This is a genomic window from Lacinutrix gracilariae, from assembly GCF_042684485.1.
Taxonomy (GTDB): domain Bacteria; phylum Bacteroidota; class Bacteroidia; order Flavobacteriales; family Flavobacteriaceae; genus Oceanihabitans; species Oceanihabitans gracilariae.
The window spans coordinates 617,508-639,040 of sequence record NZ_JBHULM010000007.1 but is presented as its reverse complement, the minus strand read 5'-3'; the positions used below and the strand labels follow the sequence as shown (position 1 = coordinate 639,040).

16 protein-coding genes are annotated in these 21,533 nt (G+C 31.1%); 5 read left to right on the top strand and 11 right to left on the bottom strand.

All coding sequences use genetic code 11. The features are described from left to right. Nucleotides 1-21: 21 nt before the first annotated feature. Nucleotides 22-1,797, bottom strand: coding sequence for an AMP-dependent synthetase/ligase (locus tag ACFSSB_RS05815; protein ID WP_379901969.1), 1,776 nt, complete (start codon nt 1,795-1,797; stop codon nt 22-24). A 339-nt stretch (nt 1,798-2,136) separates the two neighbouring features. On the opposite strand from ACFSSB_RS05815, the gene ACFSSB_RS05810 reads away from it, so the two are divergent. Together ACFSSB_RS05810 and ACFSSB_RS05805 are read left to right on the top strand one after the other, a co-directional pair. Beyond that, on the top strand, nt 2,137-2,700 hold the full coding sequence (locus ACFSSB_RS05810) for a hypothetical protein (RefSeq protein ID WP_379901967.1): 564 nt from the start codon (nt 2,137-2,139) through the stop codon (nt 2,698-2,700). Continuing rightward, nucleotides 2,691-3,146: a hypothetical protein gene (locus tag ACFSSB_RS05805; RefSeq protein WP_379901965.1), complete on the top strand. Its 456-nt coding sequence runs from the start codon at nt 2,691-2,693 to the stop codon at nt 3,144-3,146. Before ACFSSB_RS05810 ends, ACFSSB_RS05805 begins: the two co-directional genes overlap by 10 nt. A 104-nt stretch (nt 3,147-3,250) precedes the next feature. On the opposite strand, the gene purL is transcribed toward ACFSSB_RS05805, so the two are convergent. From purL to ACFSSB_RS05790, 3 genes are all read right to left on the bottom strand, one after another. Then, the gene (purL, locus tag ACFSSB_RS05800) at nt 3,251-6,913 is read right to left on the bottom strand and encodes a phosphoribosylformylglycinamidine synthase (RefSeq protein ID WP_379901962.1); all 3,663 of its coding nucleotides are present in this window, start codon (nt 6,911-6,913) and stop codon (nt 3,251-3,253) included. Between the two features lie 161 nt (nt 6,914-7,074). After that, nucleotides 7,075-8,949 carry an endonuclease gene (locus tag ACFSSB_RS05795; protein ID WP_379901960.1) on the bottom strand — a complete coding sequence of 625 codons (1,875 nt, stop codon included), beginning with the start codon at nt 8,947-8,949 and terminating at the stop codon, nt 7,075-7,077. Between the two features lie 4 nt (nt 8,950-8,953). After that, the gene (locus tag ACFSSB_RS05790) at nt 8,954-10,168 is read right to left on the bottom strand and encodes an RsmB/NOP family class I SAM-dependent RNA methyltransferase (protein WP_379901958.1); all 1,215 of its coding nucleotides are present in this window, start codon (nt 10,166-10,168) and stop codon (nt 8,954-8,956) included. 236 nt (nt 10,169-10,404) lie between these two features. Between ACFSSB_RS05790 and ACFSSB_RS05785 the strand changes: the two genes are divergently transcribed. Both ACFSSB_RS05785 and ACFSSB_RS05780 read left to right on the top strand, forming a co-directional pair. Further along, on the top strand, nt 10,405-12,744 hold the full coding sequence (locus ACFSSB_RS05785) for a CotH kinase family protein (protein ID WP_379901955.1): 2,340 nt from the start codon (nt 10,405-10,407) through the stop codon (nt 12,742-12,744). A 110-nt stretch (nt 12,745-12,854) separates the two neighbouring features. Further along, the gene (locus ACFSSB_RS05780; RefSeq protein WP_379901953.1) at nt 12,855-13,913 is read left to right on the top strand and encodes a WD40/YVTN/BNR-like repeat-containing protein; all 1,059 of its coding nucleotides are present in this window, start codon (nt 12,855-12,857) and stop codon (nt 13,911-13,913) included. 113 nt (nt 13,914-14,026) lie between these two features. On the opposite strand, the gene ACFSSB_RS05775 is transcribed toward ACFSSB_RS05780, so the two are convergent. The 7 genes from ACFSSB_RS05775 to ACFSSB_RS05745 all read right to left on the bottom strand — a co-directional run bounded on the left by ACFSSB_RS05775 (nt 14,027) and on the right by ACFSSB_RS05745 (nt 20,950). Then, nucleotides 14,027-14,467: a sensor of ECF-type sigma factor gene (locus tag ACFSSB_RS05775; RefSeq protein WP_379901951.1), complete on the bottom strand. Its 441-nt coding sequence runs from the start codon at nt 14,465-14,467 to the stop codon at nt 14,027-14,029. A 14-nt stretch (nt 14,468-14,481) separates the two neighbouring features. Then, a complete protein-coding gene (locus tag ACFSSB_RS05770) occupies nt 14,482-14,970 on the bottom strand; it encodes a hypothetical protein (protein WP_379901949.1) in 489 nt (162 codons plus the stop codon). Between the two features lie 33 nt (nt 14,971-15,003). Next, a complete protein-coding gene (locus tag ACFSSB_RS05765) occupies nt 15,004-15,546 on the bottom strand; it encodes an RNA polymerase sigma factor (RefSeq protein WP_379901947.1) in 543 nt (180 codons plus the stop codon). 320 nt (nt 15,547-15,866) lie between these two features. Further along, nucleotides 15,867-17,693, bottom strand: coding sequence for an ABC transporter ATP-binding protein (locus tag ACFSSB_RS05760; protein WP_379901945.1), 1,827 nt, complete (start codon nt 17,691-17,693; stop codon nt 15,867-15,869). Then, complete coding sequence (locus ACFSSB_RS05755) at nt 17,693-19,423, bottom strand: phospho-sugar mutase (RefSeq protein ID WP_379901943.1); 1,731 nt, start codon at nt 19,421-19,423, stop codon at nt 17,693-17,695. The genes ACFSSB_RS05760 and ACFSSB_RS05755 overlap by 1 nt, the downstream gene beginning before the upstream one ends. A gap of 51 nt (nt 19,424-19,474) precedes the next feature. Then, a complete protein-coding gene (locus ACFSSB_RS05750) occupies nt 19,475-20,431 on the bottom strand; it encodes a glycosyltransferase family 2 protein (RefSeq protein WP_379901941.1) in 957 nt (318 codons plus the stop codon). A gap of 3 nt (nt 20,432-20,434) precedes the next feature. Further along, a complete protein-coding gene (locus tag ACFSSB_RS05745) occupies nt 20,435-20,950 on the bottom strand; it encodes a DUF4199 domain-containing protein (protein ID WP_379901939.1) in 516 nt (171 codons plus the stop codon). A gap of 273 nt (nt 20,951-21,223) precedes the next feature. Here ACFSSB_RS05745 and ACFSSB_RS05740 point away from each other — a divergent pair, with 273 nt between their 5' ends. Next, nucleotides 21,224-21,475 carry a type B 50S ribosomal protein L31 gene (locus ACFSSB_RS05740; RefSeq protein WP_379901937.1) on the top strand — a complete coding sequence of 84 codons (252 nt, stop codon included), beginning with the start codon at nt 21,224-21,226 and terminating at the stop codon, nt 21,473-21,475. The last annotated feature ends 58 nt before the right edge of the window (nt 21,476-21,533 follow it).

The window sequence follows — 21,533 nt, the reverse complement described above, 5'->3', positions numbered from 1 at the left end:
ATTAAAGAAGCTTTTTGTTACTTATCTATAAATTTTATCGTAAAGATTTTGATGAATTGATTTAATTACGCTTCGTTTCATTTTTAAAGTAGGAGTAAGGTGACCAGAGTCAATAGACCATATTTCTGGAGTAAGTTCAAAACGTTTAATTTGTTCCCATTTTCCAAAATGTTGATTACATTCGTCTAATTCTTGTTGAATTCTTTCTTTAATTATATCTGAAGCTACAATTTCTTCATTTGTAGTACCAATATTTTTCTTTTTAAAAGCAATCCACTCTTTAATAAATTCAAAGTTAGGTTGTATAATTGCGGCAGGCATTTTTTCGCCTTCACCAATTACCATAACTTGTTCTATAAATCGGGATTGTTTTAATTCGTTTTCTAAAAGGGTAGGGATTACATATTTACCTCCAGAGGTTTTAAACATTTCTTTTTTACGACCTGTGATTTTTAGGAAGCCATCTGCATCGATTTCTCCTTTATCACCTGTGTGAAAAAAGTCACCAGACATAACGCTTTTGGTTTTTTCAGAATCTTTGTAGTAACCCATCATTACATTAGGGCCTTTTATTAATAGCTCACCATCTTCGGCAATTTTAACCTCTACGTTTTTAATAGGTTTACCAACGGTTCCTAATCTAAAATGATTATCGCGATACATTTCTACAGAAACAACAGGAGAGGTTTCTGTTAGTCCGTAACCTTGCATTACCTGCATTTTAGCTGCAGTAAACACACGAGAAAGTCTAACTTGTAAAGCTGCAGAACCAGATACCATAGTTTTTAGTTCTCCTCCAAGCGCTTCACGCCATTTGCTAAAAATAAGTTTGTTGGCAATTTTTAATTTAAATTCATACCAAGCACCATTGGCTTCATAAGGTTCCCATTGTTCTCCTAGTTTAACAGCCCAAAAGAATAAGGCCTTTTTTATAGGAGATAAATCTTCTGCTTTGTCAATAATTTTATCGTAAACTTTTTCTAATAGTCTAGGTACCACACTCATTAAGTGTGGCTTGATTTCTTTTGCATTTTCGCCAATTTTATCAATTCCTTCGGCAAAATAAATAGAAGCTCCAGCGTATTGATAGATATAAATTAGTACACGTTCAAAAACGTGACAAATAGGTAAAAAGCTTAATACTCTATTTTCATCATTGTTGTCTAAAAGAGGTAAACGATGTGAAGCATCTAGCGCATTACTAGTTAAATTGTTATGCGACAGCATTACGCCTTTAGGTTTTCCTGTGGTACCAGAGGTGTAAATAATAGTAGCTAGGTCTGTTGGTAAAACAGCATCTTTTCTAGCTTCTACTTCCTTTTGATTACTAGTGTCTTTACCTAGTTCAAATAATTCGGAATAGTGTTTACAACCTTTTATATGGTTAAAAGAAAAGACTTCTTTTACCTTTGTATTAGCTTGTACTTTGCGTACTTTTTCTAATACACCTTCATCTGAAACAAAACAGTAAATAGACTCACTGTGGTTTAATACATATTCATAATCTTCTGCAGAGATAGTAGGATAAATAGGAATATTTTGTGCTCCAGTTTGCAGAATACCAATATCCATTATATTCCACTCTGTTCTGTTTGTTGAAGAAATTAAAGCAATTTTATCATCCTTTTTTATTCCCATCTTTAATAAAGCCCTACTAACTGCATTTGCTTTATCTAAATATTCTTTAGTGGAAGTTTTAATCCATTCGCCATTTTTTTTCGTTACTAAAGCAGCATCTAAATTATATTTTTCAAGTTGGTAATAAGGAAAATCAAAAAGTCTCGTAATTTCTGTCATCAGTCATTTTAAATTTGAAGACCTGCAAAGTATGAAATTAAAAAATAGTTTTCAAATTACTAAGACAAAAAGGAAGCATAAAAAATACGGTTATAATAAAAATAGCTTTAAGGAATGTAGATTTGTTAGCAATTACCTGCAATAATTGAAGAATTCTTAAATTCGTCTTTTGTGGTTTCTGTCTAAAAAGCGTTCTTTTTTAAGTGAAAAAGGAATAAAATGACGATTTATGAGGTTTTTATACGCAAAAAGGAAGTAATTTAATTTCATTAAAATGTGTTAATACAGAAAGCTAGAACAGCAATATTATGTATTTTTGAAGCCTGTTAAATACCAATTATGATTAAAAAGCATGTTAAGCAGCTTTCTTTTATTTTAATAATATTATGCCATTTAGGTTTTTTGGCTGCGATATTATTTGAAAAGCAGAATAACATATTTGTTTCTGCATTTGTAATTTTAGGCTTAATATTACTTATTGTAACCTATAAAAAAACGCCATTAAGCGCTAAAGATCATAGTTTAGAACATGTGTTAACTATAGCATTTGTTTTTTTTGGAGCTATTATTACCTATATACTATGTGTGTCTTTTGGCTTGAGTAGTGTTTTGGCAGCAGGTTTAGTAGGTTTAAGTGTTAGTTTTATTCCAGATTTTTTTAAAAAAAATGCATTTATACAAGGTATGCCAACTGCTGTTTATTGTGGTGCATTTGTAGGTATGACCAATGTTAGTGTTGCGCCAGATTATATTTTTATAACCTTAGCAAGTGGTATTACAGGTATACTTTTAGTTGGTACTAAAGATGCTTTTCATGGTGTAGGAGGTAAGTTAGGTACTTTAGCTTTTGGAGGTGTTACACTCGCTTTTTTTATTACATTTTTAATTTCGCAATGGATATAGCACATTTTATTTTACTGTTAGCAGGAGGTGTATCTGCTGTATTTACTTATGTTTTACAAGTAAATTATAAACAAGGCGCTGTAAGAGCATCTGCTATGGTAGGAGTTTTTGTTAGTGTATTTGTTTTGTTGTTTTCTAAATTAATACCTGCGTATTTAACAGAAAACTTACCTTTAGTTTGCTTTGGAGCATCCTTTGTAGGAATGGTTTCTTATAAAGTACTATCTAATTATTTTTTAATAGGAATTTCGGGAGTAGTTTTTACTGTTATCTTTTTAAATACTAGTACTTATTTTAATGGTTTTGGAGGCGGATTAGGTTCTGCTGCCTGTATTGCTCTTTTGGTAACTTTAAGTATTCCTATATTAAAGAAAAAAGGAAAACTAAGCAATGGTTTCTTGCAGCTAAGAAAACAAATGCGATCTAGAATGAAGAAAAAAAGATAATGTGTAAGTTTAATTTGTTGTAGCTAGTTACAATGTATAGATATATAAAAAGCGGTTTAAGAACATTATCTTAAACCGCTTTTTTGTAATTGTATTTTGTTTTCTTATTTGTTTTTAGCTTCTATCCATGCTTTTGCATTTGTAAAAGCTTCTAACCAAGGAGTAACTTCATCTTTTCTGTTTTCAGGATAGTTAGCCCAGTTCCATTGAAAAGTAGAACGCTCAATATGTGGCATAGTTACTAAGTGTCTTCCTGTTTTATCACAAAGCATAGCAGTGTTAAAATCTGAACCATTAGGATTATGCGGATAGCCTTCATAACCATATTTAGCAACAATGTTGTATTGGTTTTCGTCAAGCGGAAGACTAAATTTTCCTTCACCATGAGAAATCCATACACCAAGTGTACTTCCTTCTAAACTAGAAAGCATCACAGAATTGTTTTTTTGAATTTTAACCGAAGTAAATGCACTCTCATGTTTATGTGAGTCGTTATACGTCATTTTTCCATGTGTTTCATGCTCTGGATTAATTAGTTCTAATTCCATCCAAAGTTGACAACCATTACAAATACCAACAGATAAAGTATCTTCTCTTTTAAAGAAGTTTTTTAATGCTGTATTTGCTTTTTCGTTATACATAAAAGCACCAGCCCAACCTTTAGCAGAGCCTAAAACATCAGAGTTAGAGAAGCCACCAACTGCACCAATAAACTGAATGTCTTCTAGTGTTTCACGACCAGAAATTAAATCGGTCATGTGCACATCTTTTACATCAAAACCAGCTAAGTACATGGCGTTTGCCATTTCACGCTCAGAATTAGATCCTTTTTCACGAATAATAGCTGCTTTAGGTCTTTTTGAGTTTATAGTAGGTAGTTTTCCTGTAAAATGTTTTGGAAATGTATATTGTAGTGGTTGATTTTTATAATTATCAAATCTATCTTGTGCTAAATCATTTGCTGTTTGCTTTTGGTCTAGTAAGAAAGAGGTTTTAAACCATACATCACGCAATCTTGAAACCGTTAAGGTAAATACTTCTTGATGGTTAATAATGCTTAAGGTGTCACTTTCTGTAACTTTTCCTATGTTGAAAAATGCAATATTAGCATCTGATAATACTTTTTCTACAGAAGCATCAGACGATTGAAAAACAATTCCTGCATTTTCAGAAAATAATAATTTAATAGCATCTTTTTCTCCTAAATCGGTAAGATCAAGTTCAGCACCAAGATTGGTATCAGCAAAACACATTTCTAATAACGTAGTAATGAATCCTCCTGAAGCAATATCATGACCAGCAACAATTTTATTGTCTTTAATTAATTGCTGAATGGTATTAAAGGTGTTTTTAAATTGTGCAGCATCTTTAATAGTAGGAGTTTCTTTTCCTATTTTATTACGTACTTGCGCAAAAGAACTTCCTCCTAATTTATAGGCATCTTGAGATAGGTTGATATAGTAAATATTACCAGCGTTTTTCTTAAAAACAGGTTCTACCACCTTAGTAATGTCATTACAGTTACCAGCAGCAGAAATAATTACAGTACCTGGAGAAATAACTTCTTCATTAGGATATTTTTGCTTCATAGAAAGCGAATCTTTTCCTGTAGGAACATTGATACCTAAATCGATAGCAAATTCTGAAACCGCTTGAACAGCTTCGTATAATCTAGCATCTTCTCCTTCGTTTTTACAAGGCCACATCCAGTTTGCAGATAGTGAAACACTGTATAATCCATCTTTTAAAGGCGCCCAAACAATATTGGTAAGCGATTCTGCAATAGCATTTCTACTTCCTGCTTTAGGAGAAATTAATCCCGAAATAGGAGCATGACCAACAGAAGTTGCAATACCTTCTTTTCCTTTATAATCTAATGCCATAACACCACAATTATTAAGAGGTAATTGTAATGGTCCAGCACATTGTTGTTTGGCAACTTTACCACCAACACAACGGTCTACTTTGTTTGTTAACCAATCTTTACAAGCTACAGCTTCTAGTTGTAATACTTGGTCTAGGTAGTCTAGTATTTTATCTGAAGTATAGTTAACATCTTCATAGATTCTGTTCACCGTTTTGTCTGTCATTATTGTTTTAGGCGAACTACCAAACATATCTTCTAGCGCTAAATCCATAGGTTTATCTCCTTTGGTTTTAGACTCAAAAGTAAATCTGTCATTACCAGTAACGTCACCAACAGTATACATAGGTGAGCGTTCACGATCTGCAATTTTGTTTAATGTGTCTAGGTGTTTTTCGGCAATTACTAATCCCATTCTTTCTTGAGATTCATTACCAATAATTTCTTTAGCAGAAAGAGTTGGGTCACCAACAGGAAGTTTATCTAAGTCAATATTACCTCCAGTATCTTCTACTAATTCGGATAAGCAATTTAAATGTCCACCAGCACCATGATCATGAATAGAAACAATAAAGTTTTCATCGCTTTCTACCATACCACGAACCGCATTTGCAGCACGTTTTTGCATTTCTGGGTTAGAACGTTGTACAGCGTTAAGCTCAATACCAGAAGCAAATTCTCCTGTATCTGCACTTGAAACTGCAGCGCCACCCATTCCTATTCTATAATTTTCACCACCAAGAATAACAATTTTATCGCCTTCTTTAGGTGTGTCTTTTAAAGCTTGTTCTGCTTTACCATAACCAATTCCTCCGGCTTGCATGATCACTTTATCAAAACCTAACTTACGCGCTTCTTCTTCATGTTCAAAAGTTAATACAGATCCGCAAATAAGTGGTTGTCCAAATTTGTTACCAAAGTCAGATGCTCCATTAGAAGCTTTTATTAAAATATCCATTGGTGTTTGGTATAGCCAAGGACGTTCTTCCATTTTTTGTTCCCAAGGTCTAGCTTCTTCTAGTCTAGAATAAGAAGTCATGTAAACAGCTGTTCCTGCTAAAGGTAGTGATCCTTTACCTCCTGCAAGTCTATCTCTAATTTCTCCTCCAGCACCTGTTGCAGCACCATTAAAAGGCTCTACAGTTGTTGGAAAATTATGAGTTTCTGCTTTTAATGAAATAACAGAGTTAAAGTTTTCTGTTTGGTAAAAGTCTGGCTTATCTGCTGTTTTAGGAGCAAACTGTTCTACTATAGGACCTTTTACAAAAGCAACATTATCTTTATATGCCGAAACAATTTCATTAGGGTTTTTGTTAGACGTTTCTCTAATCATTTTAAAAAGAGATACTTCTTTTTCTTCACCATCAATTATAAAAGTTCCGTTAAAGATTTTATGACGACAGTGCTCTGAGTTTACTTGCGAAAACCCAAAAACTTCAGAATCTGTAAGTGGTCTTCCTATTTTTTTAGAAACACCTTCTAGATATTCAATTTCTTCGTCATTTAACGCTAAACCTTCTTGCTGATTGTAGGCAGCAATATCTTCTATTTCTAAAATAGCTTCTGGTTGTATGTCTATAGTAAAAGAATCTTGATTTAATTGGTTGTATTTTTCTGAAATCATAGGGTCGAAATCTTTAAAGTCTGCAGATACAGCTTTAAATTCTTCAATTCTAATAATATCTAAAATACCCATATTTTGGGTGATCTCTACTGCATTGGTGCTCCAAGGAGTTATCATAGCTGCTCTTGGACCAACAAAAAAAGCATCTAGTGATGCTTGTTCTATTTTAGGCTGGTTGCCAAATAACCAAGTCAATTTTGAAATGGTTTGGGTTGATAATTCTTTTGTTGCTTGAACAGCAAATATTTTACTGTTTTGGTTTCCGAAGAAATGAATCATTTTATGTTGTGTTGTATAAGGTTTAACAAAAAAGCAAATTTAAGTTTTTTAGTTGTATTTATAGGATAAATTAATTGCTTAATTTTTTAGTTATTCACGATGTTTTAAACAAAAAAAGCGACTACTAAGAGTCGCTTTTGTTACTTATGCTAAACAAGTACTTATTGTTTAATCAATTTTTTGGTAGTAGTACTCGTAGCAGAATTTAATTTTACTAAGTATACACCTCTAGATAAGCCAGAAATATTTAATTTATTTTGGCTAGAAGTAATAGTTTGTGCTTTTACTTTTTTACCTAATATATTATAAACTTCTACTGTAAGATTTTCTTGAGATATTATAGTAACTGTATTTCCGTTTGTAGGATTAGGATACATTTTAACCGTATTAAAAACATAGTCATCTACGCTTAGGTCTTGTGTATGTGATCCTAGGTTTGAACATTCGTTTTGTGCAAAACTATCCCAATGAGTAATATCAAAAGTTGTTGAAGGCTCAGTAAATTCTGGTTTTCTAACTAAAGTTACATCTTTACCAAATTCTGCACTGTCATTAATATCACCAATAATATCTATTAAAACATCATTTTTAAATAGACCAATAGAATCATTACCATTAAAACTAGTAATATCTGTGTTTAGGTCATCATATTCTGTTTCACAAACTGTAGAACCTCCATTAGCTATAACATAAACATCTTGATTTGCTATAGAAGCTCCTGAAGGAAAAGTATATGTTGTACCCCAAGTTCCGTTACCATTAGCAGCTAGTTTTAATGTGTAAATAGATAAGTCTGTAATGGTTGTACCTGTAAAGTTTGCTATTTCAATAACTTTATTAAAGCTGCTTCCTTCTATATATTCTGAAAAGTATAAATCACTACCACCACCTACAGTGCCCATGTTTGTAGTAGTTTCACATGCTTGATTACTAAATTCTGAAGTGTTTCCAGTAGTATCTACAGCTTTTAAAGTAAAACAATAATTGGTGTCTGGAGTTAATCCTGTAACTGTTGCAGTAGTAGATGTATTGCCTGTATTAAAGCTAAAAACATTATCGATATACACATCATAAGATGCTACAGATACATTGTCTGATGCAGCTGTCCAAGATAAATCAATGGTGTTATCTGTTGGGTTAGCAGCAATAAGGTTTGTAGGTTCTGTTGGTGCTTCTGTATCTGGATTCGTGTTCCAGATTAAGTTTACATATTCAGGATGATCTACAAACGGATTTCTGTTATTTTGATAGTTGTAGTAAATGTTATTATTTCTATCAATTTCTTTTTGTGATACAGGATCCATATTATGCCAAGTCATTAAAATACTTAAAAAAGTATTGTCTAACGCTTGGTCTGCTGTACCATTAAACATAGCATAAGAAGACCATGCACTAACTTGGTCTTCATAACGAGTAACAAAGTAAAAATAAATTCTAGCAATGTCTCCTTTAAACTCGTCTATTGGTTCAAACACAATACCAGAATAACCAGCAGAATATCCACTGTTTAAATTATTACCTAATTTACTACCATTTCTAGTTGGATTTGTAATACCACTTTGGCTTACTAATTGTGTATCGTTTACAAGACCAATTGGGTAATTGCTTCTAAAACCGTTTACACGACCATCTGTAGGTAATAATTCGTGCGCATCACTATACATTGGTGTTTGGTCATTAAAAACAGATTTTGGTATTACGTGTTCTTTGTTATAACAATCTCCTTCGCTACTATATTCTCCACATTCATTTGCAACAGGAGTAAAGTTATAAGGATCTGCAGCTAGAGGATCTTCAGAATATACATCTAAAATAGTGTTGCTATCTCCAGCATCATAATAAAGGTCTAAATCATAATTAGCAATAAAACCATCCATTGCAGAATACCCTTGGTCATTATGATTGTTAATTATATTATGTAATTGCGTTTTTAAAGTAAATCCTGAACCAGTAGCTGAATCATAGTAACCCGAAGGTATCTGTGCAGAAACAGTTAGAGTTAGTAAAAGGAATAGTATGGTGTAAATTTGTTTCATAGTTTTATTTTTTCTTTTCTAATAACGCCATGTAAAATCCGTCGAAACCAGATTCATGCGATAGTATTTTTTTCTCTTTTACAAAGGTAAAATCTTTTCCAGCTTCAGAAGTTAAAAAATGTTTAACTTGATCTTGGTTTTCTGAAGGAAGTATAGAACATGTTGCATATACTATTTTACCACCAGGTTTAACCATTCTAGAATACGAGCTTAAAATTTGCGCTTGTGTTTCTTTAATTTTATCAATAAATTCTGGTTGTAATTTCCATTTAGCATCTGGATTTCTACGTAAAACACCTAAACCAGAACAAGGAGCATCAATTAAAACTCGGTCTGCTTTATCATATAATTTTTTGATAGGTTTAGTAGAATCAATGACACGCATTTCTATATTATGTGCACCAGCTCTTTTTGCTCTACGTTTTAATTCTTTCAATTTATTTTCATAAATATCCATAGCAACAATTTGCCCTTTGTTTTCCATAAGAGCAGCAAGGTGTAATGTTTTTCCTCCAGCACCTGCACAAGTATCTACAACTTTCATTCCTGGTTGTACATCTAGAAATTCTGCCACTTTTTGTGAAGAACCATCTTGTACTTCAAAGAAACCTTTTTTAAAGGCATCTGTAGTAAAGACGTTTGTTCTTTCTTTTAATCTTAAAGCATCAGGATGGTTTTTAACTTCTTCGGTTTCAATATCTAAGTCAAAAAGCTCTGCTTGTAATTTTTCTTTAGTAGTTTTTAGTGTATTTACACGTAAAACAACATCAGCTTGTAAGTTTAAAGCAGCAACTTCTTTAGACCAAAGATTTTCGCCTAATTCTTTAGCTACTAGTTCATCCATCCAGTCTGGAACAGATTCTTTAATTTTTCTAATTTTAGAGAATTCGTCAAAACGACCTTTAATTTTTCTAGTAGGTGTATTTTCAAAATATTTCCAATCTGGTAGTTTAATACCTTTTAATGTTGCCCAAACAGCAATCAAGCGCCATACATCATCACGAGAAAACGGTTCTTTAACTTCTGCAATTTCTGCATATAAGCGTTTCCAACGTACTATATCGTATGTAGTTTCTGCAACAAAGGCTCTGTCTCTGCTTCCCCAACGTTTATCACGTTTTAATAATTGTTGTACAACTTTATCTGCATATGTGCCTTCGTTAAAGATCTGTAATAGTCCATCAACAGTGGCAAAACATAAATTTCTGTGTAATCTCATATATTCGTATTCGGTGTTCAATAGCAGAAATAAGTATTTATTCAGATTGAACTTTTAGTATTTTAAAACGTGCAAAGGTATGATTTTAGAAATAATTATACTTATTTCTTGTTAATAATAGATGTTATTCTTTTGCTTTTGTTTTTTGAAAATAAAAAAAAATAATTTTTTTTAAAAATGGCACAAGTTTTTTTAAAATATAACATCTAAACATAAAAGCTTTAAAACCAACTTTTATGAAACAATTAATTACTCTTTTATTATTATGTATATCTATAAAATCATTTTCGCAGGATTTGTACGATATAAATACCATACAGACCATAGAAATAGAATTTGCAGAAAGCAATTGGGATGCTTTATTAGATGCAGAAAAAGCAGGAGATAATAATTATACAGAAGCAACATCTGTAACCATTAACGGAACTACTTTTTATAGTGTTGGTGTAAAGTATAAAGGAAATAGCTCTTATGATGCTAACCAAACTAAAAATCCTTTTCATATAGAATTAGATACTTATGTAGATCAAGACTATCAAGGTTATAAAGATATTAAGTTGGCAAACGTGATGTTTGATCCTTCTTTTGTTAGAGAGACAATTGCTTACAATATTGTAAACCAATACATGGATGCACCAGAAGCAAACTATGCTAATGTGTATGTAAATGGTACCTTAATTGGTTTGTACACCAATACAGAGGCAATTACAAAAACTTTTGTAGATAAACATTTTTACTCTAAAGATAATGCGTTTTTTAGCTGTAGTCCTCCTGATGGTGCAGGACCTGAAACTACAAACTTGCCAAATTTAGAATATTTAGGTACTAATTCTGCTAGTTATGAAGACGCTTATGAAATTAAATCGGATGATGATACAGACCCAACTATTGCAGAGGCACATTGGGATGATTTAATTGAATTAACAGATATATTAGATAGTGATATAGAAAATATTGAAAACGTTTTAGATGTAGATAAGGCAATTTGGATGCTTGCACTTGATAATGTTTTGGTAAACTTAGACAGTTATATTGGGCAATTTAAACAGAATTATTATTTGTATAAGGATGATAATGATCAGTTTAATTCTATTATGTGGGATTTAAATATGTCTTTTGGAGTTTTTAGTATGACAGGAGAAACAAGTAGTGGTCCTGGAGGTCCAGGAGGACCTGGTGGACCAGGAGGACAATCGGGAACATTAACTTCTACTACGCAAAAAGCAGAACTAGACCATATGTTACATGAAGATGATGCTAATTTTCCGTTGTTTTCTAAATTAATGGAAGTGCCAAAATATAAAAGAATGTATTTAGCACATTATAAAACCATTTTAACCGAAAACATAAGTAATTCTAACTACTTAACAATGGCAAATGATTACCAAGCAATTATTGCCACAGCAGTTGCTGCAGATACTAATAAGTTTTATACAGATGCTCAATTTACAGGTAATATAGATACAGATTATAATGTAGGTGGTAATACAGCGCCAGGATTAGCAAACTTAATGGGTTCAAGAAGCACGTACTTATTAGCGCAAACCGATTTTAATAATACACAACCTACTATAAGTAATGTAGCTTCTTCTGTTACAACACCAATAATAGGAGATACTGTTACCATTACTGCAACTGTTACAGATACCAATACAGATGCTGTTTATTTAGGATATAGAACAGATGAAACCATGCCATTTACAAAAATACTAATGTATGATGATGGTGCGCATAATGATGGTACTTCTGCAGATAATGTATATGGTGTAGATGTGGTTATTGATGCCGACTATATGCAATATTATATATATGGAGAAAATGATAATATTGGTTCTTTTTCTCCAGCAAGAGCAGAATATGAATTTTATACTTTAGGAGCAACTTACGAAACCTTAACACCAGGAGATCTTGTAATTAATGAATTAATGGCTTCCAATGAAACAACAGTTACAGATCAAGATGGAGAATATGACGATTGGTTAGAGTTATATAATACTAGTGATGAAACATTAAGTTTAGATAATTTATATCTGTCTGATGATCCAGAAGATTTATTAGCTTGGCAGTTTCCTACAGGATTAACAATAGCTCCAGATAGCTATTTAATTGTTTGGTGTGATAAAGACGATGATCAAACAGGATTGCATGCAGACATTAAGTTTTCTGCAGGAGGAGAAAGTGCCATTTTATCTTATGCAGATGGTACTATAATAGAAAATATAACCTTTGGTGCACAAGAAGATGATATGGGTTATGCAAGAGTACCAAACGGAACAGGTGATTTTGCCATTCAATTACCAACCTTTGCTGCAAATAATGAATCTTTATCTGTAAATGAAATAGATTTTAGTAATCACTTACAATATTATCCAAACCCTACAAATAATGTAGTAACCATTACAAATACTTCTTATGCAATAGAAAGTATTCAGGTGTATAATGTGCAAGGTCAGTTATTGTTACAAGACAAAAATATAAACGATTCTAATATTGTAATTGATTTTTCTAGTTTCTCAAAAGGTATGTATTTAGTACATGTTAACAATAGTAGTGTTTTAAAAATTATAAGAAATTAAAAATATAGTATAGCATCTTATTCCCTAGAGATGTTTGTTTTGATTAATAGCAAGAAAGGCTTTATGATTTATTCATAAAGCTTTTCTATTTTTATAGAAATTTAAAACCTATGAAAAATACCCTTCCTTTTTTAATTGTACTTTGTTTTTTGTTTTCCTGCGGAAAAAAAGAAACACCACTTCATGTTAAAAATTTTAAAACCGTAGAAATAAAAACTCTATTAAAAGATTCTTTGTTAAATGTTCGTGCGTTAGAAGTAGATGCTAACGGATTTGCTTCTTTTGCCACCTCTGATGGAAGAATAGGAGGTATCTCTAAGAATGCCATAGATGAAGAAGCTCGTTTAACTTTTCAACTAAAAGAAGATACTATCATACCAAATTTTAGAGCATTAGCAGTTACCAATAATGCAGGTTTTGCTTTAAGTATTTCTTCTCCAGCTCTTTTGTATAAAATAGATGCAGATTCTTTAAAAATAGTGTATAAAGAAAACCACGAAAAAGCATTTTATGATGCTATGGCTTTTTGGAATGATCAAGAAGGAATTGCAATTGGAGATCCTACCGAAGATTGTTTGAGCATTATAATTACTCGTGATGGTGGAAATACTTGGAACAAACTCTCTTGTGATGATTTACCAAAAGCAAAAGAAGGCGAAGCGGCATTTGCAGCAAGTGATACTAATATTGCTATTGTAGGTGATAAAACATGGATAGCAACAGGAGGAAAGGCTAGTAGAATATTATACTCACCAAATAAAGGAAAAACCTGGAAAGCCATAGAAACTCCAATGGTACAAGGATTAGAAACCACAGGAATGTATAGTGTTGATTTTTATGATGCGAATAACGGATTTGCTATTGGAGGAGATTATACCAAAGCAGCAGACAGCTCTGCAAATAAAATACGTACAACAGATGGTGGAAAAACGTGGCAATTAGTAGCGCAAAACCAAAGTCCTGGTTATAGAAGTTGTGTGCAGTATGTACCTAATAGTAATGCTAAAGCATTAGTTGCTATTGGTTTTAAAGGAATTGATTATAGTAGCGATTCTGGAAATACCTGGAAACATTTAAGTGACGAAGGCTTTTATACACTTCGTTTTATAAATGATAGTGTTGCTTATGCAGCAGGAGCAAAGCGAATTAGTAAATTAACTTTTAAATAGTTTTTATTACTATTAAATATTAGAGTGTATTTGTAATAAATACGAAACTCTTTCATGTGTTTAAAATATTATTCTAAATAAAAAAAGCAGCCATGGGCTGCTTTTTTATTGTTTTATTCTTTGTTCTTTTTTCTTCGTTTTTTGTATTCTTCAAACATTTTTTTTCTAAAGTTATCTTCTGTTTCCTTTAGTTTAATTATTTTTTTTGCAGTAAATACAGTCTGTAAATCTTCTAGATAATTATTATAAAGCTGAATACGTTTTATATTATTATCCTGCATTTGTTTTAGTAAGTCTTTAGCTTCTGTTTCTGTTAACGTTTCTGTATTTGCATTTTTTCTTAAAGCATGTGCAGCATCGCGTAAACGATCTTGGGCTTCTTCAAACGCATTATAGATTGGCCAAAATTTTTGTGCTTCATTTGTAGTTAACTCAAGGTTTTCTGTTATGAATGCTACTTTTAAGGTCATGATTTTGTCTTTATCTAATTTGTCTTGTGAAAAAGTTGCAATAGATAGTAATAAAGCAAAAAATGTTATAATTGTTTTTTTCATTGTTATTTTGTTATTCAATATAAGTCGTTAAGTTCTATATTATCATTTATATAATCTTGTATTGCTTCGTCTGAGAAGCTAATAGCTTCAAAACCTTCTTCAGAAAAATCTACTTCATTAAACAAGGTTGCTAATTCTTCTGTAGCAATGTCTTCATTTAAAACATAGTTTTCTACTGTGTCATACGCTAAAGCGTCATAAGTAACCTTATTATTAAAAATATTTAGGTTAAACAGTAACAGTATTGCTGCAGCTACACTAGATATATAAAAAATAGTTTTCTTGTTTATTAAAGGAATTACTTTTACAGGTTCTTTTTTAGTAGCCTTAGTTAAAATAGCATCTTCAACTTTTGAAAAATAATCTTTAGGTACAGTAAAACCTGCATCTGTAGCTTTATCTTTTAAGTTTACATGGCTTAATATAGACGCTTCAAGGTTTTCAAAGTAATTTTCAGGAACTTTAAAACCGGATTCTTCTATGTTGTTTAAATTTGTTTTCATCTTATTATATAGACTCTTTTTTTTGACAAAGGTTTAATCTTTAGTAAGATAGTCTTGAATTTTTTTTACTGCTATATGGTAAGATGCTTTTAAGGCACCTTCACTAGTTTCTAATATTTCTGCCATGTCTTTGTATTTAATTTCTTGAAAATACTTCATGTTAAATACTAATTGTTGTTTTTCTGGTAAGGTAGCAATCGCTTTTTGTAATTTTAATTGTATTTCATCACCTTCAAAATAGACATCAGATTGTAAATTATTAATTGCTAATTCTTGTGTTTCTTCATTAGTAATTTGCAATCTTTTTGCATTTTTATTTATATGTGTTATAGCTTCATTAGTTGCTATTCTGTACATCCAAGAGTAAATTTTACTATCTCCTTTAAAATTGTCAATATTTTTAAAAACTTTAATAAAGGTATTTTGTAATACATCATCAGTATCATCATGAGATTTTACTATATGACGTATGTGCCAATATAAACGTTCTTTATATTGTGTAATCAACTCTCTAAAAGCTTGTTCTTTAGAGTTTTTAGATTGTAGTTGTTGTAAAAAAACGGTTTCGTTTAACACAGAGTGTATTTAGTTTATACCTTTTAGACTGATGAATTTACAAAAAGTTTAAAAAAGGATGTATTTTTTTTAGAAAGAAGAAAAAAACTTAAAATTTCTTTAAATTTTTAAATCCTTGAAAAGCAAGTGTTTAGCCTTAAAAACATCGATGAAATGCGTTATTAGCATGATGAAATACATTTTTTATTTGGTAGCTATATTTATTTGATATATATTTACACCATCAAACCTACTAAATGTTAGAAGCCCCAAATCTAACATAAACAAAAAGCTAGAATTTCTTCTAGCTTTTTTTATTTCAATTATTTGCAGTGTGTATATTATTCAAAGCTTTGCATTTCTACTAACTTTTTATAAACACCATTTTTATCTATTAATTCTTTGTGTGTGCCTTGTTCTGCAATTTCTCCTTTTTGCATCACTAGAATTTTATCTGCATTTTGTATGGTAGATAGTCTGTGGGCAATTACAATAGAAGTTCTGTTTTTCATCATGTTTTCAAGAGCAACTTGAACTAGGCGTTCACTTTCTGTATCTAGTGCAGAAGTTGCTTCATCTAAAATCATAATTGGTGGGTTTTTTAAAACAGCACGAGCTATACTTAAGCGTTGTTTTTGTCCGCCAGAAAGTTTTCCTCCAGAATCTCCAATATTGGTTTCTATACCTTTAGGTAAGTCTTTAACAAACTCCCATGCATTGGCAATTTTTAAAGCGTTGATAATTTCATCATCTGTAGCGCTTGGGTTTCCTATTAAGATATTGTTTTTAACGGTTTCGTTAAATAAAATAGAATCTTGTGTTACTAAACCTATTAAGCTTCGTAAAGATTTTTTAGTAAGATTTCTAATATCTTCACCATCAATAGAAATGTTTCCGTCGTTAACATCATAAAAACGAGTTACTAGATTTGCAATGGTAGATTTACCAGAACCAGATTGCCCAACTAGTGCTACTGTTTTTCCTTTAGGAACAGTAACCGTAAAGTTTTTAAGCACTAAATCATCTTCATATTTAAATGAAATATTGTTTACAGCTATTTCAGAATTAAAACCTTCTTTAGTGATAGCATTTGGTTTGTCTTCAAGTACAGAAGGTGTATCAATAATTTCAAGCACACGATCTGCAGCAGCATTACCAGCTTTTACTTTATAACTCGCTTTACTTATTGCTTTTGCAGGAGTTAATATTTGGTAAGCTAATGCCATGTAGGTTATAAATGCACCACCAGAAAGACTTTTATCTATTAAAACCATGCTTCCTCCATACCATAATAATGCAGCAATAGTTGCAATACCTAAAAACTCACTTGCTGGTGAGGCTAGGTTTTGACGGTTTAGTAAGGTGTTTGAAAAATTGTAAAAACGGTTTGTAGATTCTTGAAACTTGGTATTAAAACGTTCTTCGGCATTAAAACCTTTAATTACTTTTAATCCACCAAGAGTTTCTTCTAAAGTAGATAAAAATATACCTTGTTCTTGCTGTACGCGTCCAGATTTTTTCTTTAAGCTTTTACCAATTCTAGAAATAATCATTCCTGCTATTGGAATAAAAACAAATACAAAAATGGTTAGTTTCATTGAAATTGTAAACATGGTTACAATAGCAAAAACAATGGTTAAAGGTTCTTTTACTATTAATTCTAAAATGGCTAACACCGAGTTTTTTACCTCGTTAACATCACCAGAAATTCTAGCAATGATATCTCCTTTTTTCTTTTCAGAATAATAAGAAATAGGGAGTGTTAGTACTTTATTGTATATAGAGTTTCTTAAATCTTTTAATACACCATTACGCAAAAAGGTAATAAAGAATAAGGCTAGATAGTTAAATATGTTTTTGAGTAAAAACAAACTAATGATTAAAATAATCATGTATAACAAGGTTTGTTGAGCACCTTCGTTTTCGTTTGTTGTAGTTACAAAGTAATTTAAATAATTTTCGCCAAAAGACTTTAATTCACCAATACCTTGATAAACGGGTTTTACATATAGTTTTTTTGTTTCTCCAAATAGCACATTAATCATTGGCATTAAAGACACCATAGCAAGTGTACTAAACAATGCATAGAGTACATTAAAGAAAATATTAAGGTAACCGTACTTTTTATACGGTAATAAATAAGGAGCAATTTTTTTTAAATAATCCATTAATTAAGCTTCAAGTCTTTTAATATGGCATCTATTTTTAAAGCCAATTCATTTTGCTTTTCTGTAAAAGCCGAAGCATTTTCAAGGGTAGTATTTACACTAATATAGAATTTAATTTTAGGTTCTGTACCACTTGGTCTTAATGCTATTTTGCTACCATCTTCTGTATAGTAAATAAGTACGTTAGATTTTGGTACATCTATAGTAGTTTCTTTACCAGAAACAATATCTTTAGTTATAGATAATTGGTAATCTTCAATTTTTACCACTTTAGAGCCATTTACTTCTTTTAAAGGGTTTTCACGAGCATCTACCATCATTTGTTTGATTTCTTGAGCGCCTTCAATTCCTTTTTTAGTTAATGAAACTAAGTGTTCTTTATATAAACCATGTTCTACATACAGGTTAATTAATTCTTGATATAATGAGCTTCCTTTTGCTTTTGCTTGTGCTGCAATTTCAATTGCTAATAAAGAAGAAGTGTTAGCGTCTTTATCTCTAACAAAATCACCAACCATAAAGCCAAAACTTTCTTCGCCACCACCAATAAAATCTTGGTTAGGGAAGTCTTTAATCATTTTAGCAATCCATTTAAAACCGGTTAAACCAATTTTACATTCTGTATGATATGCTTTTGCTAAAGCAGGTATCATTGGTGTAGAAACTATGGTTGTAGCAACAAATTCGTTTCCGTTTAATTTATTATTGTCTTTCCATTGTTTTAAAAGAAAGTTGGTCATTAAAACCATGGTTTGATTTCCGTTAAGAATCGTCATTTTTCCATCTAAATCTCTAACCGCAACACCAAGTCTGTCTGCGTCAGGATCTGTACCAATTACAATATCTGCATTGGTTTTATCTGCTAGTTCTAAAGCCATTTTTAAAGCTTCAGGTTCTTCCGGATTTGGTGATTTTACAGTTGGAAAATCTCCGTTTGGTTCGCGTTGTTCTTCAACAATATGTACATTTTTGTATCCTGCTTTTTCTAATGTATCTGGAAAAATGGTAATAGAAGTACCATGTAAAGAGGTAAACACAATGTTTAAATCTTCTTTAGCTTTTGCTGAGGTTGCAAAGCTTCCGTTTTGTATTGAAGCATCAATAAAAGCTTGATCTACTTCTTTACCTATATATTTTATTAAGTCGTTGTTAGCTTCAAATTTAATTTCGGCATAATCTAGACTGTTAATTTTACTAATTATTTCTGCATCCTGTGGCGGAACTAACTGTCCTCCATCTTGCCAATATACTTTGTAACCATTGTATTCTGGTGGATTGTGAGATGCTGTTAAAACAATTCCGCAGTGGCAGTTTAAATGTTTTAAAGCAAAAGAAAGTTCTGGAGTAGGACGTAAGTCTTCAAATAAAAATACTTCAATATTATTAGCCGAAAAAACATCTGCTACTACCTTTGCTAGTGTTTTACTATTATGTCTACAATCAAAAGCAATTACTACTTTTAGTTTTTCGCCAGGAAATGTTTGGTGTAAATAGTTGCTAATACCTTGTGTGTTTTTACCAAGTGTGAATTTGTTTATTCTGTTGGTACCAATACCCATAACACCACGCATACCACCTGTACCAAATTCTAAATCTTTGTAAAAAGATTCTTTCAGTTCTTTTGGGTTGGTAGCAATTAAGTCTTTTATATAGGTTTGTGTTTCTGTATCAAATGCAGGAGTTAGCCACTTGTTTACTCTGTTTAATAATTCTGGTTCAATGTGTATCATATTGTAAAGTAATTATTTTTATAAAAATATAAAATACTAAAAAGCTATGTATTAATTAGCCGTTAAATTAATTTCTTCTTTAACTAAGTATCTTTTTTTATCTGATTTTGTTCTTAAAATAATCTCGCCTAAAAAACCTGCAACAAAAAACTGTGTACCAATAATCATGGTAACTAACGAAATGTAAAATTGAGGCCTTTGGGTAATAAGTCTTCCTGTTGGGTTTAAATATAATTTATCTATTCCTAAATATAAGGCAAAGCCAAAACCTATGGCAAACATGATAAAGCCTAATGCGCCAAAAAGATGCATTGGTGTTTTACCAAATCTAGAAATAAACCAAATGGTTATTAAGTCTAGAAAGCCATGAATAAAACGGTTCATACCAAATTTAGTTTCGCCATATTTTCTTGCTTGATGCTGTACTACTTTTTCGCCAATATTAGCAAAACCAGCGTTTTTAGAAAGCACAGGAATATAGCGATGCATTTCACCATTTACATCTATATTTTTTACCACGTCTATATGGTATGCTTTTAAACCGCAATTAAAATCGTTAAGTTTTACACCTGAAGTTTTACGTGCAGCCCAATTAAATAGTTTGGAAGGTAGGTTTTTAGATAGCACAGCGTCATATCGTTTCTTTTTCCATCCAGAAACCAAATCAAACCCATCTTTAACTATCATATTATATAGTTCAGGAATTTCGTTAGGATTGTCTTGTAAATCGGCATCCATAGTAATAACAACATTACCTTGGGCTTTTTCAAAACCAGCATGTAGCGCTTGTGATTTTCCGAAGTTTTTTAAAAAACGAATACCTTTAACGTTAGCATCTTTTTTAGATAGCTGCGAAATTATTTTCCAAGAATCATCGGTACTACCATCATCTATAAAAATGATTTCATAAGAAAAATGATTGGACTGCATAACTTTTGCAATCCAATCATATAGCTCTGTTAAAGATTCTTGTTCGTTAAGTAGTGGTATGACTACTGATATATTCATGTATTATGCTTCTTTTTTCATTACTAATCCTCCTATAAGAGAATAAATCAATCCAAAAATAGAACTAAAAGCAATAAAAGCAGCATTAGCTATTAAAGGACTAGAAAACTTTTCCATCATATCCATTTGTTTGTCTACAATTTCTTCTGTTAGGTTAGGGTTTTCTAATAACTTATCTCTTACAGCTTCCATAGCTAGACCTTGAAATTCTGGATCTATAATATAATTAAATATTAAAGAGTATACAGCAAACACAATAGCACTAATTACAGCTATTAATAGACCAATTTTTATGGCTTGTTTTAAAGATAAAAGGTTACCATTTTGTTTTTTATATTGGCTAATAGCGTATATAATAGTTACAGGAAATATGATGTAATATAGGTACATTGGCCATTGTATACCTTCAAGTTGCATACCTGTAACGTACATGATAACTGTAATTAATACAAGAATTAAACCTAATATTAATCCGTAATTTTTAGCAAAGTTTGCTACAGGAGCATTTTGTGATTCCATAATTTATTTTTGATTTTTTGGTTTATAGAATAGTTAGTAAACAAATATAACAAAACGTTACATTTAATTCTCACGAAAGTGATAATCTTAAATTTGTTTGGGCTAATTACTATAAAATTAAGCAATATTTTATACTTTTGACGCTGTAAATTTAGGGATTGAATAATTTTATAAAATAATTTTATAAAATAATTTTTAAAAAAATATTGTTCATTTGTAAAAAATACTTAAATTTGCACCTCGAAAATAGTTAAGATAATAAAGCATTTAGCGATGAAAAAAGGAATACATCCAGAAAATTATAGATTAGTAGCATTTAAAGATATGTCAAATGAAGATGTGTTTATTACTAAATCTACAGCAAATACGTCAGAAACACTAGAAATTGAAGGTGTTGAATATCCATTAGTAAAAATGGAGATTTCTAGAACATCTCATCCATTTTACACTGGTAAATCTAAATTAGTAGATACAGCTGGTCGTATTGATAAGTTTAAAACTAAATACGCTAAGTTTAAAAAATAATTTAGCTTATAAATATTTTATTAAAGCCTTTCAAAATATTGAAAGGCTTTTTTGTTTT